This window comes from Pseudomonas sp. PSE1(2024) (assembly GCF_050990555.1).
Classification (GTDB): Bacteria; Pseudomonadota; Gammaproteobacteria; order Pseudomonadales; family Pseudomonadaceae; genus Aquipseudomonas; species Aquipseudomonas aphyarum.
The window spans coordinates 4085811-4104972 of the sequence record NZ_CP158967.1 but is presented as its reverse complement, the minus strand read 5'-3'; the positions used below and the strand labels follow the sequence as shown (position 1 = coordinate 4104972).

Annotated in this window: 13 protein-coding genes; 11 read left to right on the top strand and 2 right to left on the bottom strand. The window is 61.6% G+C overall.

The window, feature by feature from the left end; all coding sequences use genetic code 11:
- The first annotated feature begins 155 nt into the window (after positions 1–155).
- The 8 genes from ABTV87_RS18555 (at position 156) to ABTV87_RS18520 (ending at position 12805) form a co-directional block, all read left to right on the top strand.
- Complete coding sequence (locus ABTV87_RS18555) at positions 156–806, top strand: GNAT family N-acetyltransferase (RefSeq protein WP_085732178.1); 651 nt, start codon at positions 156–158, stop codon at positions 804–806.
- Positions 807–872: 66 nt separating this feature from the next.
- On the top strand, positions 873–2600 hold the full coding sequence (locus ABTV87_RS18550; protein ID WP_039767489.1) for an autotransporter assembly complex protein TamA: 1728 nt from the start codon (positions 873–875) through the stop codon (positions 2598–2600).
- A complete protein-coding gene (locus ABTV87_RS18545; RefSeq protein WP_433898093.1) occupies positions 2597–6271 on the top strand; it encodes a translocation/assembly module TamB domain-containing protein in 3675 nt (1224 codons plus the stop codon). Before ABTV87_RS18550 ends, ABTV87_RS18545 begins: the two co-directional genes overlap by 4 nt.
- Positions 6272–6387: 116 nt before the next feature.
- Positions 6388–7710: a hypothetical protein gene (locus ABTV87_RS18540; protein ID WP_433898092.1), complete on the top strand. Its 1323-nt coding sequence runs from the start codon at positions 6388–6390 to the stop codon at positions 7708–7710.
- A 238-nt stretch (positions 7711–7948) separates the two neighbouring features.
- Positions 7949–8431 (top strand): MarR family winged helix-turn-helix transcriptional regulator, encoded by a 483-nt coding sequence (locus ABTV87_RS18535; protein WP_085608360.1) that lies wholly within the window; start codon positions 7949–7951, stop codon positions 8429–8431.
- Positions 8421–9890, top strand: a complete 1470-nt coding sequence (locus tag ABTV87_RS18530) for an efflux transporter outer membrane subunit (RefSeq protein WP_433898091.1) — start codon at positions 8421–8423, stop codon at positions 9888–9890. Before ABTV87_RS18535 ends, ABTV87_RS18530 begins: the two co-directional genes overlap by 11 nt.
- 15 nt (positions 9891–9905) lie before the next feature.
- Positions 9906–11108: an efflux RND transporter periplasmic adaptor subunit gene (locus ABTV87_RS18525; RefSeq protein WP_007951497.1), complete on the top strand. Its 1203-nt coding sequence runs from the start codon at positions 9906–9908 to the stop codon at positions 11106–11108.
- Between the two features lie 167 nt (positions 11109–11275).
- Positions 11276–12805, top strand: a complete 1530-nt coding sequence (locus ABTV87_RS18520) for a DHA2 family efflux MFS transporter permease subunit (protein ID WP_192561624.1) — start codon at positions 11276–11278, stop codon at positions 12803–12805.
- Between the two features lie 125 nt (positions 12806–12930).
- On the opposite strand, the gene lpxH is transcribed toward ABTV87_RS18520, so the two are convergent.
- Complete coding sequence (gene lpxH, locus ABTV87_RS18515) at positions 12931–13683, bottom strand: UDP-2,3-diacylglucosamine diphosphatase (RefSeq protein ID WP_433898090.1); 753 nt, start codon at positions 13681–13683, stop codon at positions 12931–12933.
- Positions 13680–14186 (bottom strand): peptidylprolyl isomerase, encoded by a 507-nt coding sequence (locus ABTV87_RS18510; protein ID WP_007951494.1) that lies wholly within the window; start codon positions 14184–14186, stop codon positions 13680–13682. The genes lpxH and ABTV87_RS18510 overlap by 4 nt, the downstream gene beginning before the upstream one ends.
- 250 nt (positions 14187–14436) lie before the next feature.
- On the opposite strand from ABTV87_RS18510, the gene ABTV87_RS18505 reads away from it, so the two are divergent.
- The 3 genes from ABTV87_RS18505 to ABTV87_RS18495 all read left to right on the top strand — a co-directional run bounded on the left by ABTV87_RS18505 (position 14437) and on the right by ABTV87_RS18495 (position 19046).
- Positions 14437–16137, top strand: coding sequence for a glutamine--tRNA ligase/YqeY domain fusion protein (locus ABTV87_RS18505; RefSeq protein WP_262196245.1), 1701 nt, complete (start codon positions 14437–14439; stop codon positions 16135–16137).
- A gap of 20 nt (positions 16138–16157) precedes the next feature.
- Positions 16158–17540, top strand: coding sequence for a cysteine--tRNA ligase (gene cysS, locus ABTV87_RS18500; protein ID WP_433898089.1), 1383 nt, complete (start codon positions 16158–16160; stop codon positions 17538–17540).
- 288 nt (positions 17541–17828) lie between these two features.
- Positions 17829–19046 carry an MFS transporter gene (locus tag ABTV87_RS18495; protein ID WP_221533223.1) on the top strand — a complete coding sequence of 406 codons (1218 nt, stop codon included), beginning with the start codon at positions 17829–17831 and terminating at the stop codon, positions 19044–19046.
- The last annotated feature ends 116 nt before the right edge of the window (positions 19047–19162 follow it).

The following is a 19162-nucleotide window of genomic DNA, read 5'->3' as shown; positions in this document are numbered from 1 at the left end:
AGGGCGATGCTAGCTGACATGTAGGATCTGGGCCAGCGTGGCGGTAGTCCATATGCGCTGCTAATGTCTTTCGGGTGTGGGAACGATCCCTTCAGCCCAAGGCTCGTATAACAAGAACGGGGCCTGTTGAGTCCCGTCCAGGGAGAATCACCGTCATGCCTGAAACCTCGACCGCCATCGCCGACATCCACATGCTCGACCGCGGCTATTCCCGTGAAGCGCGATCCTTGCTGTATCAGGCTTACCGTCACGAGCCGACCTTCGCTTATCTGTTCGAGGCTGAGCGCCCGGGTTACGAACAACGGGTGCGTGCCACGGTGCGGGAACTGGTCAAACAGCATTTCCTGCAGGATCTGCCGGCCATCGGCCTGTTGGTCAACGACCGCCTGATCGGCATCGCCCTGATCGCGCCACCGCAACGGCGCCTGGGTGTTACCGAGAGCTGGGCCTGGCGTTTGCGCATGGTGCTGAGCACCGGTTTTCGTTGTACCCGGCGCTATCTGGAATACCACGCCGCCGTCGAGGCCTGCGTGCCGACCGACTCGGTTCACATGCTGCCGCTGCTCGGCGTGCATCCGCAATTTCAGGGCAAGCATTTCGGCGAACAGCTGCTGCAAGCGGTGCACAACTGGTGCGCAGTGGACGAAAGCTCCCAAGGCGTGATCCTCGACACCGGCAATCCGCGTTACCTGGAGTTCTACAAGCGTCAGGGTTACGAGGAGATCGGCGAAGTGGCCGTCGGCCCGGTGCGCGAGCACGTGTTTTTCCACGCCAACCCGCAGGTGTTACAAACTGCAACGGGATAACCGTCGAACTTTTTGGGAAATTTCCTGTTCTATCACGCTCCCAAGCCCGTGATAGCATCCGCGCCTATGAAGTTTCCAGGAAGATTTACCAGTGGCGTGCTCATGCTGTTAACCAGCTGCGCGGCGCTGGCGCAAAGTGAATTGGATGTGCGGATCAAACCGTCCAACGATGAACTGAAAGCCAATATAGAAGGCTATATCGGCAGCCTCGGCGATCGTGACGAAGAAGCCTTGCAGCGCTTCAGTCGCGGCGCCGAAGAACAGGCGCGCAAAGCCGCCCAGGCCTTGGGTTATTACCAGCCGCAGATCGAAAGTGACGTCAAGGGCGGCGAAAAACCGCGTCTGGTGCTGAACATCGATCCCGGCGAGCCGATTCGCCTGCGCAACGTGACCGTGCGTGTTGACGGCCCGGCGGCCTCTCTCAAATCCTTTCGAGTCCCGAAAAGTGACGTGCTCAAACCCGGCGCGGTGCTCAACCATGGGCGTTACGAAGACGCCAAGCGCCTGATTCAGAACCAGGCGTCGCGCTATGGCTTCTTCAGTGGACGTTTCACCAGTCAGAAATTGATGGTCGATCCCCGCGCCGGGGTCGCCGATGTCGAATTGATCTACGAAAGCGGCCCGCGTTATGCGCTGGGCAAAGTCAGTTTTGAAGGCGACACACCGTTCGACGAAGACCTGCTGCAACGCATGGTGCCGTTCAAGGCCGGCGAGCCGTATGACTCCGAGCTGATCGCCGAACTCAACCGAGACCTGCAATCGAGCGGCTATTTCGAAGGCGTGCGGGTCGACGCCGCACCGACCGCCGCAAAAAACGACGTGATCCCGGTGGACGTCAAGCTCGACACCCGCAAGCCACGCACCATGGGCCTGGGCCTCGGTTACTCCACCGACGTCGGCCCGCGAATCAAGGCCAACTGGACTCGCCATTGGGTCAACCCGCAAGGCGACAGTTATGGCTGGGAGGCCGAACTCTCGGCGCCACGGCAAAACGTCGGCCTGTTCTATGACATCCCGCTGGACCCGCCGCTGACCGACAAACTGCGCTGGGCCGGCGGTTATCAATACGAGGACATTGACGGTTCCGACACCCTGAGCAAGCTACTGACCTTCGGCCCTGAATGGCACAGCAAATTGCCGAGCGGCTGGCAGCGGGTGATCTCGCTGAAATGGCAGCGCGAGGAATACCAGCTCGGCGACGACTCCGGTCTGAGCACCTTGCTGATGCCCGGCGTCAGCTATTCCTACCTCAAGAGCGACAACCGCATCGACCCGCACAACGGCTATCGCCTGACCTTCGAAAGCAAGGTGGCGAAAGAAGGCCTCGGCTCGGACAACAACCTGGTTTACGGCACAGCGCTGGTCAAAGGCCTGACCACCGTATTCGACAAGCACCGTCTGCTCGGTCGCGTGCAGGTCGGCGGCAGCGCCACCAACGGCTACAAATCGGTGCCGCCGTCGCTGCGCTTCTTCGCCGGTGGCGATCAGAGCGTGCGTGGTTACGACTATCAGAGCCTGTCCCCGGAAAACTCCGAGGGCGACCGCATCGGCGGGCGCTACATGGTGGCCGGCAGCGTCGAATATCAATATTCGATTGCCGAGAAGTGGCGCGTCGCGACCTTCGTCGATCAGGGCAACTCCTTCAATAAACTCGAACTGCCGAACCTCAAGACCGGGGTCGGTATCGGTGTGCGCTGGGTCTCGCCGGTGGGGCCGATCCGCCTCGACCTGGCCCACGCGCTGGACGACGATGGCGGCATCCGCCTGCACTTTTCCATGGGGCCTGAGCTGTGAAGCGTGGTTTGAAAATTTCGGCGCTGGTGCTGTTGTCGCTGGTGCTGCTGATTGTATTGAGCATCACCGCTGTGCTCGGAACGCAGGCCGGCAGCCGTTGGGTGCTGGGTCTGGTGCCGGGCCTGAGCGTCGACAATTTCCAGGGTCGCCTCGGCGGGCAGTGGAGCGCCGATCATCTGCTGTGGCAGCAGGACAGCAGTCGCGTCGAACTGAGCAAACCGATCTTCGAATGGTCGCCGCTGTGCCTGACGCGAATGACCCTGTGCATCGAACAGCTCAAGGCCGATACCGTCAGCCTGCAATTCCCGCCGAGCGAAGAAGTCACCGAAAGCGGCCCGATCAAACTTCCTGATCTGCAATTGCCCGTGGCCATCGAGCTGGGCGACGTGCAGGTCGGCAGCCTGTTGTTCAACGGCAGTGAAGAGTTGAAAGGCCTGCAACTGGCGGCGCACTGGACCGCCAAGGGCATGCAGATCGACAGTGTGAAACTGCAACGCGACGACCTGAGCCTGAATCTGTCCGGCCTGCTGCAACCGACCGGCAACTGGCCGCTGAACATCGCCGGCGATCTGACCCTGCCATCTCCGGGCACCGGCCCATGGACGCTGGCACTCAAAGTCGACGGCGATCTGCTCAAGACCCTAAACCTGCACGCCGACAGCCGTGGTTACCTCGACGGCCAGTTGAGCGGCGATCTGCAACCGTTGGCGGAAAACCTGCCGGCCAAAGTGCGGATCACCTCGGAGGCGTTCAAGCCGAGTGCGGATCTGCCGGACACGCTGCAATTCAATCAACTGGTATTGACCGGCGAAGGCGACCTGAAAAACGGTTACCAACTCCTCGGCAATGCGACACTGCCTGCCGAAAAAGGCCCGGTGGCGTTGCTGCTCAAAGGCAAGGTCGACGCCAAGGGTGCGCAGATTGCCGGCCTCGACCTGACAGCCAACGACAAGCAAAGCCTCAAGCTGACCGGCAATGTTGACTGGAGCAAAGGCCTCAGCGCCCAGGCCAATATCAACTGGCTGGATTTTCCGTGGCACCGGCTCTATCCGGAGATCGACGAGCCGCAGGTCACGTTGCGTACCTTCACGGGCGAAGTCTCCTACACCGACGGTCAGTACCTCGGTAACTTCGCCGCCGCCGCAGATGGGCCAGCGGGGGCGTTCAGCCTGAGCAGTCCGTTCAGCGGCAATCTCAAGCAGATTTTCCTGCCGCAACTGAAACTCGAAGCCGGGCAGGGCAAGGCCGAAGGCCATGTGAACGTGCAGTTCGCCGATGGCATTGCCTGGGACACCGCGCTGGAACTGTCGGCGCTCAACCCGGCGTACTGGGTTGCGGAGTTGCCGGGCACCCTGGCCGGTCCGTTGAAAAGCAAAGGCGAAATGAAGAACGAACGCCTGAGCCTGAATGCCGATCTCGATCTGAAAGGCAAACTGCGCGGCCAACCGGCGATCCTGCAAGCCAAGGCTGACGGCGCCGGCGAGCAGTGGAATCTGAATGCCCTGCAAATCCGCCTCGGCGACAACAGCATCAACGGCAAGGGTAGCCTGCAACAGAAGCTCACCGGGCAGATCGACATCAAACTGGCGCGTCTGGCCCAGCTCTGGCCGCAACTGCGCGGGCAGATCAACGGTCGGGTCGATGTCGCCGGCACGCTCAAGGCGCCGCAGGGCAAGCTCGGCCTGCAAGGTTCGCAACTGGCGTTCCAGGACAATCGCCTGCAAAGCCTCAACCTCGACGCCACCCTCGACAGCGCGCAACGGGCGAAAATCGACCTCAAGGGCAGCGGCATCCAGGCCGGCGATACGTCGCTGGGCACCCTGACCGCCAGCGCCCAGGGCGATATCAAAAATCAGAAACTCAACCTCGACCTGCTCGGGCCGAAGCTGAAACTGGCGTTGGGCCTGGACGGCAATCTGGACAAAGGCAACTGGCGCGGGCGTCTGGCCAGCGGCGACATTCAGGCCGGCGGTCAGGACTGGAAGCTGCAAAATCCGGCGAAACTCGAGCGTCTGGCCGACGGCAAGATCAACTTCGGCGCCCATTGCTGGATGTCCGGCAATGCCAGCCTGTGCGGTGAAGACCAGCGCCTGATGCCGGAGCCGAAGCTGCGTTATCACCTCAAGCAGTTCCCGATCGAAAGCCTGGCGCAGTGGCTGCCGAAGGATTTCACCTGGCAGGGCAAGCTCAACGCCGACCTGCAACTGGACCTGCCGGCCAGCGGCCCGAACGGCCAGATCAGCGTGGATGCCAGCGGCGGCACCTTGCGCATGAAGGAAAAGGATCAGTGGCTGGACTTCCCGTACCAGACCCTCAAGCTCACCAGCAAACTCACGCCCAAGCGCATCGACACTGATCTCAACTTCGTCGGCGGCAAGCTCGGCGAGTTGATGGTGCAGGCGCAGATCAATCCGCTGCCGAAGAACAAGCCGCTCAGCGGTTCATTCCGCCTCAGCGGACTGGACTTGTCGGTGGCGCGGCCGTTTGTGCCGATGGTCGAGAAACTCACCGGGCGCCTGAACGGCAGCGGCACGATTTCCGGCGGGCTGCTCGCGCCGCTGGTCAACGGCACGGTGCAGCTCAGCGACGGCGAAGTGTCCGGCCCGGGATTGCCGCTGGAGTTGCAGGCGCTGCAACTGCAAGCGGTGATCGCCGGCGAAGCCGTGCAATTGAACGGCGGCTGGAAAAGCGGCAAGAGCGGGCAGGGCAGTCTGAACGGCAACATCGCCTGGGGTCAGGCGCTGGTGGTGGATCTGGCGCTCAAGGGCACGCAATTGCCGGTCACGGTCGAACCCTACGCCAAGCTTGAAGTGGCGCCGGACCTGAAGATTTCCATGGCCGGCGATGAGCTGGCGATTGCCGGCAAGGTGCTGGTGCCCAAAGGCGAAATCACCGTGCGCGAACTGCCGCCATCGACGGTGAAAGTCTCCGATGACACGATCATCGTCGGCGCGCAGACCGAAGAGGGCAAACCGCCGATGGCCATGAAGATGGACATCGACGTTGTGGTTGGTGAGGACAAGCTGAGCTTCGCCGGATTCGGCCTGACCGCCAACCTGCAAGGCCACGTGCACATCGGCGACAACATGGACACCCGTGGCGAGCTGTGGCTCAACGACGGCAAATACCGCGCCTACGGTCAGCGCCTGACGGTACGTCGCGCGCGTCTGCTGTTCGCCGGGCCGATCGATCAGCCGTATCTGGACATCGAAGCGATTCGCCAGACCGATGATGTGATCGCCGGTATTCGCCTGAGCGGCAGCGCCGAGCAGCCGACTACGCAGATCTTCTCGGAACCGGCGATGAGCCAGGAACAGGCGCTGTCCTATCTGGTGCTGGGGCGTCCGCTGAGCACCACCGGCGAAGACAACAACATGCTCGCGCAGGCGGCGCTCGGTCTGGGCCTGATGGGCAGTTCCGGGGTCACCAGCAGTCTGGCCAGTGATTTGGGCATTCAGGACTTCCAGCTCGACACCCAAGGCAGTGGCAACACCACCAGCGTGGTGGCCAGCGGCAATATTTCCGAGAAACTCAGTCTGCGTTACGGCGTCGGCGTGTTCGAACCGGCCAACACCATCGCCTTGCGCTACAAGCTGAGCAAAAAGGTCTACCTCGAAGCCGCCAGCGGCGTGGCCAGTTCGCTGGACATCTTCTACAAGCGGGATTTCTAGCCCGCGTTCCCCTGGCCGGATCGTGTCAGCACGATCCGGCTTTTTCTGGATGTATTAGACTGACCGCAGCTTGAAGGGCGCCGTTTGCGGCTGCCCGAAACGCCCCGGGGGCGCCAATGGTTCGTTTGAGTATGGTCTTGCTCGGTCACGATTTTGTCCGGCGGCGCTGGTCAGCACTGGCATTGACCGGCGTTGTCTGGGGCGCGGCCGGCGTGGCCATTTTCATCGATGCGCTGGACGGCGTTCTGTATTTCCCGCTGCATGTGTTCGGCTATCTGTTGTTACTCGAAGCCCTGATCATTCTGCTGGTGCCGGCCCCGAAAACCGGCACAGCGGCGGCGTTGCGCAAGGCGCGCGGTCTGGCGTTTCTGCTGCTGGGGCTGCTGATCGTCGACCGACAGCACGCTGCCGGCGTGATTCTCGCGGTGCTGTTCGGTGCGGCTTTTCTGCTCGACGGCGGTTTTCGACTGGCGGCTGCGGTGGTGGTGCGCTTTGTCGGTTGGCGAATGTCACTGCTGGTGGCGCTGTTCGAGATCGGTTTTGGCGTGTTCATCCTCGAACCGTATCCGAGCCTCTACAAGGGGACGGTGCCGTTCTGCATCGGCATGAGCATCTTTCTTTCGGGCTGTGCCTTGTTGCAGCAGGCATTGCGATTCAAGAACAGACCGTCGCCGGTGACGCCTCCTCCGGTTCATGCCCCTGCAGATAATGGCGCAATGGTGATCCATGTCTGGACACCCAGCGGCACCGTTGAAGACACCCTGGTGCGCAATCGGTTGCTCAATCGTTACATCGCGGCGGTCGATATCAACGGCGTCATTTCCGCCGGCCATGCAGCACTGGAATGTGGGCCGGACATTTACATCAGCCATTACCCGCTGGACGATATCGATCGCTCGGCGGGGGATTTCGTACGCTTGCTGCGGGCCACGCCGAACAACGATGTGGCGGGGCGGTTTCTGCCGGACTACGCGAGCGAAGTGGCCGACTGGTGCCCGTCGTCGGTTCAGGTCAGCTTCGCGCACTACGACGCCGCGCGGCTTCATGCGTTCTGGGCGGATTATCGGCAGAACACCACCTACAACCTCACCAGTCGCAACTGTTCGAGTGCCGTTGCGCACAGCCTTGAGGCAGCCCTTGAGGGCGCGATGAACCGGGGGCATTCGAGCATGCTGGATTTTGCCCGGGTCATCATCAGCCCCGAATTCTGGGTCGCGGCTCAGGTGCGCAAACGCGCCGAGGCCATGGCCTGGACGCCCGGCCTGGTGCTCGATTATGCGCGGGCGTTGCATGCCGCCATCGAGCCGGCACCGCCGGGCTGGCACGGTATTTACGCAGGAGCCAGGCGTGCCTGCGGTTATGTGGCAACTGCGTTGCGCGGGCGTGAAGTCCATCCCCTTCAGCCACCACCGATGAATCACCCCTCCGACAAATCTTGAACGGCTCTACACCGAGTCGCTGCCTTCGCGAGCTGGCTCGCTCCCACATTGATTCGTGTATGCGTGAGATGCCCTGTGGGAGCGAGCCAGCTCGCGATGGAGTCTGCACGGACGACAGAGAAACCCAGCCCACTGGTCAACTAATTACAAAGCAACCTAACTATTACGTTGACATTCGCTGCCTAGGCAGTAACATCTCGACATACATTCACTGCCTAGGCAGTTATTAGGTGAGCACATGAAGCATTTCACCCCCGACGAATTCAAGCATTGCCATCTCGGCCTGTTGCTCGGCCGTGCCGCCTTGCTCAAGGACAAGATCATCGACACCCACATGGAACCCCACGGCATTACCGCCGCGCAGTTCAAGGTGTTGATCATCATGGCCCAGTTCGGCGTCGACACCCCGGCCGAGCTGTGCCGGCACCTGTCGCTGGACAGCGGTTCGATGACTCGCATGCTCGATCGTCTGGAGCAGAAAGGTTTTCTGGTTCGCCAACGCAGCGAAGGCGATCGCCGTCAGGTGCAGCTGAAACTCACCGAGCAGGGCCAGCAACTGGCCGATCGCCTGCCGCACATCGGCGCGGACGCCATGAATGAACTGGCCGGCGCCGTGACCCCGGACGAGTTGAAAACCCTGGAATACATCCTCAAGAAAATTTTGCTGGCAGCCGGTGACCCGATCACCATCCAGCGGTTAGGTGAACACAATGAGCGGTAAAACCTTGCGCAGCAGCCTGACACTGGTGCTGTCGGCGATGATCCTCGCCGGTTGCGCCAACTACAGTGGCCTCGATACCCAGGGCGCCAGCCTCGACGCGAAAACCCTGCAGACCGGGCAATCGCTCAACGGCGTCACCCTGTCCCAGGCCGCCTGGCCGAAGAGCGACTGGTGGACCAGCCTCGGCGATCCGCAACTCGACGGTCTGATCCGCGAAGCCCTGAAAGACAGCCCGGACATGCAGATCGCCGACGCCCGCGCCCATCAGGCCAGCGCCGCCGCGTACGCCGCCGATGCCGAGCGTTATCCGACCCTCGACGCCAGCGCCGGCATCAGCCGTTCGCGTCTGGCCCGGGATCAGGATCCGTTGGGGCAGGGTGGGGCTTACTCCACCGTGCGCAACATCCGCGCCGGCTTCAATTACAACTTCGACCTGTGGGGCGGCCAGCGTGACGCCTGGGAAGCCGCACTCGGTCAGGCCCGCGCCGCCGAAGTCGACCGTCAGGCCGCGCAACTGACCCTGGCCGCCGACGTGGCTCGGGCCTACAGCGATCTGGGTCAGGCGCACATCGTTTATGACCTGGCCAACGAAGACCTCAAGCGCACCAAACAGATGCTCGACCTGAGCCAGCGCCGCCTGAGCTCCGGGATCGACAGCCAGTATCAGTTCCAGCAGACCCAAAGTCTGGAAGCCAGCTCCGAAGCCAGCCTGATCGACGCTGAAAAACGCCTGAACAGCGCAAAAATCGCCCTGGCGGTATTGCTCGGCAAAGGCCCGGATCGCGGCAACGAAATCGCTCGACCGAAAGTCCTGCAAGCCAGCGCTGTCGCACTGCCCTCGGTGCTGCCGGCCGAACTGCTGGGCCGTCGCCCGGATCTGGTCGCGGCGCGCTGGCGTGTCGAGGCGGCGAGCAAGGACATCGATTCGGCCAAGACCCGCTTCTATCCCAACTTGAACCTGTCGGCTTCGGCCGGTGCCGAATCCTTGTTGGGGGACGCGATGTTCGGTTCCGCCAGTCGCTTCTTCAACATTGCCCCGACGATTTCGGTGCCGATCTTCGATGGCGGACGCCTGCGCGCCAACCTCGATGCCCGCGACGCCGATTACGACCTCGCCGTGGCGCAGTACAACAAAAGCCTGGTGAAAGCCCTGGGCGATGTCAGCGACACGATCAACCAGTTGCGTGACATCGGCCGGCAGATCGGCGCCCAGCAGCACGCGACCGAGATTGCCCAGGATTCTTACAATACCGTCGTCCAGCGTTACGGTTCCGGCATCGGCAACTACCTGGACGTGCTCAGCATCGAGCAGCAATTGCTGCAGGCCCAGCGTCAGCTGGCCAACCTGAATGCCGAGCAGATCGACCTGTCGATTCAACTGATGCAAGCGCTGGGCGGCGGCTTCCAGGGGCAAACCCTGACCGCAGCCAACGCCACCCCAGCCACGCCGCACAACTAATTCAAGGTATTTGTCATGGCCACTGCCGAAAACACACAAGCTCAAGACAACGCTCAGGACACTGGCAACCCGCGCAAACGCAAGGTGATGCTGCTGGTACTGGCCGTTGTGGTTGCCCTCGCCGGTGCCGGCGTCTGGGCGTATCACGAATTCATCGGGCGCTGGAGCGAAAGCACCGACGACGCCTACGTTAACGGCAACGTGGTGGAAATCACCCCGCTGGTGACCGGCACCGTGGTCAGCATCGGCGCTGACGATGGCGATCTGGTTCACGAAGGTCAGGTGCTGATCAACTTCGACCCGAACGACGCCGAAGTCGGCCTGCAAAGTGCCAAGGCCAATCTGGCCCGCACCGTGCGTCAGGTTCGCGGCTTGTACAGCAACGTCGACGGCATGAAGGCCCAGGTCAATGCGCAACAGGCCGAAGTGCAGAAAGCCCAGGACAACTTCAACCGCCGGAAAAACCTCGCGGCCGGCGGGGCGATTTCCCAGGAAGAACTGTCCCACGCCCGCGATGACCTGACCTCGGCGCAAAACGCCCTGGCCAACGCCAAGCAACAGCTGAAAACCACCAGCGCGCTGGTCGATGACACCGTGGTCTCGTCGCATCCCGACGTGATGGCCGCCGCTGCGCAACTGCGCCAGGCCTACCTGACCAATGCTCGCAGCACTTTGATCGCACCGGTCACCGGTTATGTCGCCAAACGCACCGTGCAACTCGGCCAGCGTGTGCAGCCGGGCACTGCGCTGATGGCGGTGATTCCGCTGGATCAGTTGTGGATCGACGCCAACTTCAAGGAAACCCAGCTGCGTGACATGCGCATCGGCCAACCGGTGGAGATCGAATCGGACATCTACGGCAGCGACGTGAAGTTCAGCGGCACCATCGACAGCCTCGGCGCGGGCACCGGCAGCGCGTTCGCCCTGTTGCCGGCGCAGAACGCCACCGGTAACTGGATCAAGATCGTACAGCGTGTGCCGGTACGGATTCACGTCAACGCCGAAGAGCTGGCCAAACACCCGCTGCGCGTCGGTCTGTCGACCAATGTCGAGGTCAACCTGCACGACCAGAGCGGCCCGGTACTGGCCCAGCAACCGCCGCAAAAGGCCTCGTTCAGCACCAACGTCTACGACCGCCAACTGGCCGAAGCCGACGCGATGATCACCCAGTTGATCCACGACAACAGCGCGGCGGTCAGCAAGACCGCGCAACGCTGATCCCATCCTGTGGGAGCGAGCTTGCTCCGGGCGGCGTTCCGACGATTGCGATTTTCAATTCAACAGTTTTGTTGGCTGAACCGCCGTCTTCGCGAGCAGGCTCGCTCCCACAAGGGCGGCTGCGTCATTAACGGACGCAGCGTCAATCAGGTTCCAAAGGATTCGCGATGAGCAATAACGCCTCTTTTACGCCGCCCAGCCTGTTGCTCAGCACCATCGGCCTGTCGCTGGCGACCTTCATGCAGGTGCTCGACACCACCATCGCCAACGTGGCGTTGCCGACCATTTCCGGCAACCTCGGCGTGAGTTCGGAGCAGGGCACCTGGGTCATCACCTCGTTCGCCGTGAGCAACGCCATCGCGCTGCCGCTCACCGGCTGGCTGAGCCGTCGCTTCGGCGAGGTGAAGCTGTTTCTGTGGGCGACCATCCTGTTCGTGCTGGCTTCGTTCCTCTGCGGTATCTCCACGTCGATGCCGGAACTGATCGGCTTCCGCGTGCTGCAAGGCCTGGTGGCCGGGCCGTTGTACCCGATGACCCAGACGCTGCTGATTGCGGTGTATCCGCCGGCGAGGCGGGGCATGGCCCTGGCGTTGCTGGCGATGGTCACGGTGGTGGCGCCGATTGCCGGGCCGATCCTCGGCGGCTGGATCACCGACAGTTACAGCTGGCCGTGGATCTTCTTCATCAACGTGCCGATCGGGATTTTCGCGGTGATGGTGGTGCGCCAGCAACTGGCCAAACGTCCGGTGGTCACCAGCCATCAGCCGATGGATTACGTTGGTTTGATCACGCTGATCATCGGCGTGGGCGCGTTGCAGGTGATCCTCGACAAGGGCAATGACCTGGACTGGTTCGAGTCGAACTTCATCATCATCGGCGCGGCGATTTCGGTGATCGCGCTGGCGGTGTTCGTGATCTGGGAAATGACCGACCAGCATCCGGTGGTCAACCTCCGGCTGTTCGCCCACCGCAACTTCCGCATCGGCACGCTGGTGCTGGTGTTGGGGTACGCCGGATTCTTCGGCATCAACCTGATCCTGCCGCAGTGGTTGCAGACCCAGATGGGCTACACCGCGACCTGGGCCGGGCTGGCGGTGGCGCCGATCGGCATTCTGCCGGTGCTGCTGTCACCGTTTGTCGGCAAGTACGCGCACAAGTTCGACCTGCGCCTACTGGCCGGGCTGGCGTTCCTGGCGATCGGCCTGAGCTGCTTCATGCGTGCCGAGTTCACCAACGAGGTGGACTTCCAGCATATCGCTCTGGTGCAGCTGTTCATGGGGATTGGCGTGGCGCTGTTCTTCATGCCGACTCTGAGCATTCTGATGTCGGACTTGCCGCCGAGCCAGATTGCCGATGGCGCGGGTCTGGCGACGTTCCTGCGGACATTGGGCGGCAGCTTTGCGGCGTCGTTGACTACGTGGATCTGGATTCGCCGGGCGGATCAGCATCATGCCTATATGAGCGAGAGCATCAGCACCTATGAGCCGGCGACCCGTGAGGCGTTGAATCAGTTGGGCGGGGCGAGCAATCCGGCGTATGCGCAGCTCGATCACGTGCTGACGAGTCAGGCGTACATGCTTTCCACCGTGGATTACTTCACGCTGTTGGGGTGGGGGTTTATGGGGTTGATATTGATTGTGTGGCTGGCCAAGCCGCCGTTTGCTGCCAAGGCAGGCCCAGCGGCCAGCGGTCACTGATCCGAAGCACGGTCAAATGTGGGAGCGGGCTTGCTCGCGAATGCGATGTGTCATTCAGCATTAATTTGTCTGATACACCGCTTTCGCGAGCAAGCCCGCTCCCACATTTGTTTTTGGGTTTGGCTTTAGATTGCGGGGGCGGGTAGTGCTGGCGGTGGCGTAAAATCAAACGGCGCCAACGCAAACCCGTTCTCATCCACCTGCAACGCCCAGCCCTGACGATCCCAATCCCCCAGCACAATCCGCTTCGCCGCCTGATCGCCGATCTGCAACTTGTGGATCGCCGGGCGATGGGTATGCCCGTGAACCAGGGTTCTCACCCCGTACTCCTGCATGATCCGCGGAATTTCCTCCGGCGTGACATCGACGATGTCATTGGCCTTCATCCGCGTCTGCGCCCGGCTTTCGCTGCGCAGCTTGCGCGCCAGTTTGTGGCGGGTGCGCAAGGGGAGATTACGCAGGATGAACAGACTGATCGGGTTGCGCAGGTAACGGCGCAGCTTCATATAGGCTTCGTCACGGGTGCACAGGCTGTCGCCGTGCATCAGCAGCACCGGTTCGCCGTAAAACTGCACGACACTCGGGTCCTTCAACAGCGTGCAGCCGGCCTCTTTGCAAAAGGCCTTGCCGAGCATGAAGTCACGATTGCCGTGCATCAGAAAAATGGCCGTGCCGCTGTCGCTGAGTTCGCGCAGGGCCTGGCAGATGGAACGCTGGAAGGGGGTCATGGCGTCGTCGCCAATCCACGCTTCGAAGAAGTCGCCCAGAATGTACAACGCACTCGCCGAGCGGGCGCGTCCGGCGAGCAAATCCAGAAACGCCCGGGTAATGTCCGGGCGCTCCTCTTCCAGATGCAAGTCTGAAATCAGCAATATCACGCTTCGATGATCTCGGCTTTCTCGATGATCACGTCGTCTGCTGGTACGTCCTGGTGGCCTGCCTTGGACGTGGTGGAAACGCCTTCGATCTTGTCGACAACGTCGGTTCCCGCAACCACTTTACCGAACACGGCATAACCCCAGCCCTGAGCGGTCTTGGAGGTGTGGTTGAGGAAGCTGTTGTCGGTGGCGTTGATGAAGAACTGTGCCGAGGCCGAATGCGGATCCATGGTGCGAGCCATGGCCAGGGTGTACTTCTCGTTCTTCAGGCCGTTGTCGGCTTCGTTCTGGATGCTCGGGCTCTTGTCTTTCTTTTCTTTCATGCCTGGCTCGAAACCGCCGCCCTGGATCATGAAACCTTTGATGACGCGGTGGAACACGACGTTCTCGTAGTGACCCTTTTTAACGTACTCGATGAAGTTGGCCACGGTGATCGGGGCTTTTTCAGCGTTCAGTTCGATGACGATGTCACCGAAGTTGGTGGTCAGTTTTACTTGAGTCATGATCGCTACTCTTTATAAGGAATTCGTGGGTATTGGGGCATTTGCGCCCTTTACCGGTTCAGCCCGTGAGGGCCAAGGTGCGCAGTTTAGCGTGACAGGCGCGAATTTCGAGGCTGTTTTTCAAAACCCGGCGATTAAATGCATTCCTTTTAAGCCCTGCTCTGTCAGGGGCTTGACAGCATCGGCTATGATAGCGGCTTTGTTTTGTCAGGCCCGTGTCCCGGCCGCGCACTGTACGTTCAAGGATCCTATGAGCAAGCCCACTGTCGACCCTACCTCGAATTCCAAGACCGGCCCCGTTACGCCGGTCAATTTCCTGCGCCCGATCATCCAGGCGGACCTGGACTCGGGTAAGCACACGCAGATCGTCACCCGTTTCCCGCCTGAGCCCAACGGCTACCTGCACATCGGCCACGCCAAGTCGATCTGTGTGAACTTCGGCCTGGCCCAGGAGTTCGGCGGCGTTACCCACCTGCGTTTCGACGACACCAACCCGGCCAAGGAAGACCAGGAATACATCGACGCGATCGAAAGCGACGTCAAATGGCTGGGCTTCGAATGGTCCGGCGAAGTGCGCTACGCCTCGCAATACTTCGACCAGTTGCACGACTGGGCCGTCGAGCTGATCAAGGCCGGCAAGGCCTACGTCGACGACCTGACGCCCGAGCAAGCCAAGGAATACCGCGGCAGCCTGACCGAGCCGGGCAAGAACAGCCCGTTCCGCGACCGTTCGGTGGAAGAGAACCTGGACTGGTTCGCCCGCATGCGCGCCGGTGAGTTCCCGGACGGCGCCCGCGTGCTGCGTGCCAAGATCGACATGGCCTCGCCGAACATGAACCTGCGCGACCCGATCATGTACCGCATCCGCCACGCCCATCACCATCAGACCGGTGACAAGTGGTGCATCTACCCGAACTACGACTTCACCCATGGTCAGTCGGACGCCATCGAAGGCATCACCCACTCGATCTGCACCCTGGAGTTCGAAAGCCATCGTCCGCTGTACGAGTGGTTCCTCGACGCACTGCCAGTGCCGGCGCACCCGCGTCAGTACGAGTTCAGCCGTCTGAACCTCAACTACACCATCACCAGCAAGCGCAAGCTCAAGCAACTGGTTGACGAGAAGCACGTCAACGGCTGGGACGATCCGCGCATGTCGACGCTGTCGGGCTTCCGCCGCCGTGGCTACACCCCGGCGTCGATCCGCAACTTCTGCGACATGATCGGCACCAACCGTTCCGACGGCGTGGTCGACTTCGGCATGCTCGAGTTCAGCATCCGTCAGGATCTGGACGCGAACGCACCGCGCGCCATGTGCGTGCTGCGTCCGTTGAAAGTCGTGATCACCAACTACCCGGAAGATCAGGTCGACAACCTCGAACTGCCGCGTCATCCGCAGAAAGAAGAACTCGGCGTGCGCAAGTTGCCGTTCGCCCGTGAAATCTACATCGACCGCGATGACTTCATGGAAGAGCCGCCGAAGGGCTACAAGCGTCTGGAGCCGAACGGCGAAGTGCGTCTGCGCGGCAGCTACGTGATCCGTGCCGACGAAGCGATCAAGGACGCCGACGGCAACATCGTCGAGCTGCGTTGCTCGTACGATCCGGACACCCTGGGCAAGAACCCTGAAGGCCGCAAGGTCAAGGGCGTGATCCACTGGGTGCCGGCCGCTGCCAGCATCGAGTGCGAAGTGCGTCTGTACGATCGCCTGTTCCGTTCTCCGAACCCGGAGAAGGCCGAAGACAGCGCGAGTTTCCTGGACAACATCAACCCTGACTCACTGCAAGTGCTGACCGGTTGTCGTGCTGAACCCTCGCTGGGCAATGCACAGCCGGAAGACCGTTTCCAGTTCGAGCGCGAAGGCTACTTCGTTGCGGATATCAAGGACTCGAAACCAGGCCAGCCGGTATTCAACCGTACCGTGACCCTGCGCGATTCGTGGGGCCAGTGATCAAGTCTTAAGGAAACACCGTGCTTACGATCTACAACACGCTCACCAAGAGCAAAGAAGTCTTCAAGCCGCTGGATGGCAAGAAGGTGCGCATGTATGTCTGCGGGATGACCGTGTACGACTACTGCCACCTGGGCCATGGCCGCAGCATGGTCGCGTTCGACCTGGTGACCCGCTGGTTGCGGTTCAGCGGTTATGACCTGACCTACGTGCGCAACATCACCGACATCGACGACAAGATCATCAACCGGGCCAACGAGAACGGCGAGTCGTTCGAAGCGTTGACCGAGCGCATGATCGCCGCGATGCACGAAGACGAAGCGCGCCTGAACATCAAGAAGCCGGACATGGAGCCGCGCGCCACGGATCACATCCCTGGCATGCACGCGATGATCCAGACCCTGATCGACAAGGGTTACGCCTACGCCCCGGGCAATGGCGACGTGTACTACCGCGTCGGCAAGTTCATGGGCTACGGCAAGCTTTCGCGCAAGAAGATCGAAGACCTGCGCATCGGTGCGCGGATCGAGGTCGACGAAGCCAAGGAAGATCCGCTGGACTTCGTGCTCTGGAAAGGCGTCAAGCCGGGCGAGCCGAGCTGGGAATCGCCGTGGGGCGCCGGGCGTCCGGGCTGGCACATCGAGTGCTCGGTGATGTCCACCTGCTGCCTCGGTGAGACCTTCGACATTCATGGCGGCGGCAGCGATCTCGAGTTCCCGCACCACGAAAACGAAATCGCCCAGAGCGAAGCGGCCACCGGCAAGACCTACGCCAACGCGTGGATGCATTGCGGCATGATCCGTATCAATGGCGAGAAGATGTCCAAGTCCTTGAACAACTTCTTCACCATTCGCGACGTGCTCGACAAGTACCACCCGGAAGTCGTGCGTTACCTGCTGGTGTCGAGCCACTACCGCAGCGCGATCAACTACTCGGAAGACAACCTCAAGGACGCCAAGGGCGCACTGGAGCGTTTCTACCACGCGCTGAAAGGTCTGCCGAGCGTCGCGCCGGCTGGCGGCGAAGCGTTCGTCGAGCGTTTCACCACGGTGATGAACGACGACTTCGGCACGCCGGAAGCCTGCGCGGTGCTGTTCGAGATGGTCCGTGAGATCAACCGTCTGCGCGAGAGCGATCTCGATGCAGCGGCCGGTCTGGCAGCGCGCCTGAAAGAACTGGCCAGCGTGCTCGGTGTGTTGCAGCTTGAAGCCGATGACTTCCTGCAGGCCGGCGCCGAAGGGCGTGTCGATGCAGCTGAAGTCGAGGCGCTGATCGCTGCGCGTCTGGCGGCACGTGCCGGCAAGGACTGGGCCGAATCCGACCGCATCCGCGACCAGCTCACCGCCATGGGCGTGGTGCTGGAGGACGGCAAGGGCGGCACGACCTGGCGTCTGGCTGACTGATTGCTGCGCTTGCTACAAACAAAACCCGCCTTGTGCGGGTTTTTGTTTTTCTGCTGCTTACTCCGGGTTGATCGTTCCCACGTCGAGGCGTCGAACCGTCCGCGTGGGAATGCCTCAATGGACGCTCCGCGTCCGCTTCGGCATGGGACGCGGAGCGTCCCGGGCTGCATTCCCACGCGGAGCGCGGGAACGATCCAGACAATGTGTGATTGCTTTTGGTATTCGCATAGGTCTTGATAGCGCACGCGGCAGGATGCTCATCAGCGACGAATCCGGAAGGGAGGAATCATGGCTAATCACTATCGCGAGCTGGTATCGACACCCGGCGCCACCGGGCTGATCCTCGCGAGCTCTATCGCCCGACTGCCCCAGGCAATGATCGGCATCGGCATCATCACCATGCTGGTGCAGCAGACCGGCGTTTACTGGCTGGCCGGCGCAGTCGCCGGCACGTTTACTCTGGCCAACGCGCTGCTCGGCCCGCGCATCTCGAAACAGGTTGATCAGCGGGGTCAGAGCCGCGTGCTGCCCGTCGTCACGGTTTTCAGCATCGTCATGTTGCTGGCGCTGATTGTTGCCGTGCATCTGAGGGCGCCCGCCGCGTTGTTTTTTGTACTGGCGGCACTGGCGGGGACGATGCCGAGCATGCCGTCCATGATCCGCGCACGCTGGACGCAGCTGTTTCGTGGCAAGCCGCAACTGCACACTGCGTTCTCGCTGGACACGGTCCTCACCGAACTGGCTTACATCATCGGCCCGCCACTGGCGATCGGTTTGAGCGTGAGTTTCTTTGCGGAGGCCGGGCCGCTGGTGGCGGTGGGGCTGCTGGCCGTCGGCGTGACGGCGTTTCTCATGCAGCGTCAGACCGAACCGAAAGTGGTGGCGGGCAACCGGAAAAACAGCGGATCAACCCTGCTGATTCCCGGTGTTCGCACCATTGTCCTCGCGCTGCTGGCGATGGGGGCCATCGGCGGGTCGATCGATGTCGCCGTTGTAGCCTTCGCCAATGCCCAGGGCTGGCCATCGGCTGCCACCTTTATCCTCGCCGCCTATGCGTTCGGCTCGCTGGTGGCGGGCCTGACCTTCGGCGCGCTGCGGGTTTCGCTGGCGATTGAAAAACAGTTCTTTATCGGGATCTTGGTCACGGCAGTCACCGGCGTATTGCCGGTGTTCTCACCGGACGTTTATGTCCTGTCCGCCATGTTGTTTATCGCCGGCATCTCGTTTGCGCCGACCATGGTGGTGGTCATGAAGCTGGGGACGATCATCATCCCGGCGGCAAGGATGACCGAAGGGCTGACGTGGATGACCACCGGGATCAGCATCGGCGTGGCGCTGGGCGGCATGCTGGCGGGGCTGGTGATTGATGCTTGGGGCGCGCGGGCAGGGTTCGGCGTTGCGATAGCCGCAGGTCTGATGATGATGGTTGTGGTGCTGATGGGCCTGCGGACGTTGGCGGCGGCATCGGCTGCACCTGTTGAGCAAGCCTTTTCACCCTCACCCTAGCCCTCTCCCCCAGGAGAGGGGACCGATTGGGGGATGTTCGAGAGGTACACCGACTTGAACGATTGGCGCCGAATCCATAATCGACTGGTTTTTTCAGGTCGATGTAAAACGCAAGA

What these genes read in the sequence shown, in the direction of transcription:
- ABTV87_RS18555 (WP_085732178.1), top strand. Translation starts at nt 156, where the DNA reads ATGCCTGAAACCTCGACCGCCATCGCCGACATCCACATGCTCGACCGC.
- ABTV87_RS18550 (WP_039767489.1), top strand. Translation starts at nt 873, where the DNA reads ATGAAGTTTCCAGGAAGATTTACCAGTGGCGTGCTCATGCTGTTAACC.
- ABTV87_RS18540 (WP_433898092.1), top strand. Translation starts at nt 6,388, where the DNA reads ATGGTTCGTTTGAGTATGGTCTTGCTCGGTCACGATTTTGTCCGGCGG.
- ABTV87_RS18535 (WP_085608360.1), top strand. Translation starts at nt 7,949, where the DNA reads ATGAAGCATTTCACCCCCGACGAATTCAAGCATTGCCATCTCGGCCTG.
- ABTV87_RS18530 (WP_433898091.1), top strand. Translation starts at nt 8,421, where the DNA reads ATGAGCGGTAAAACCTTGCGCAGCAGCCTGACACTGGTGCTGTCGGCG.
- ABTV87_RS18525 (WP_007951497.1), top strand. Translation starts at nt 9,906, where the DNA reads ATGGCCACTGCCGAAAACACACAAGCTCAAGACAACGCTCAGGACACT.
- ABTV87_RS18520 (WP_192561624.1), top strand. Translation starts at nt 11,276, where the DNA reads ATGAGCAATAACGCCTCTTTTACGCCGCCCAGCCTGTTGCTCAGCACC.
- ABTV87_RS18510 (WP_007951494.1), bottom strand. Translation starts at nt 14,186, where the DNA reads ATGACTCAAGTAAAACTGACCACCAACTTCGGTGACATCGTCATCGAA.
- ABTV87_RS18505 (WP_262196245.1), top strand. Translation starts at nt 14,437, where the DNA reads ATGAGCAAGCCCACTGTCGACCCTACCTCGAATTCCAAGACCGGCCCC.
- ABTV87_RS18495 (WP_221533223.1), top strand. Translation starts at nt 17,829, where the DNA reads ATGGCTAATCACTATCGCGAGCTGGTATCGACACCCGGCGCCACCGGG.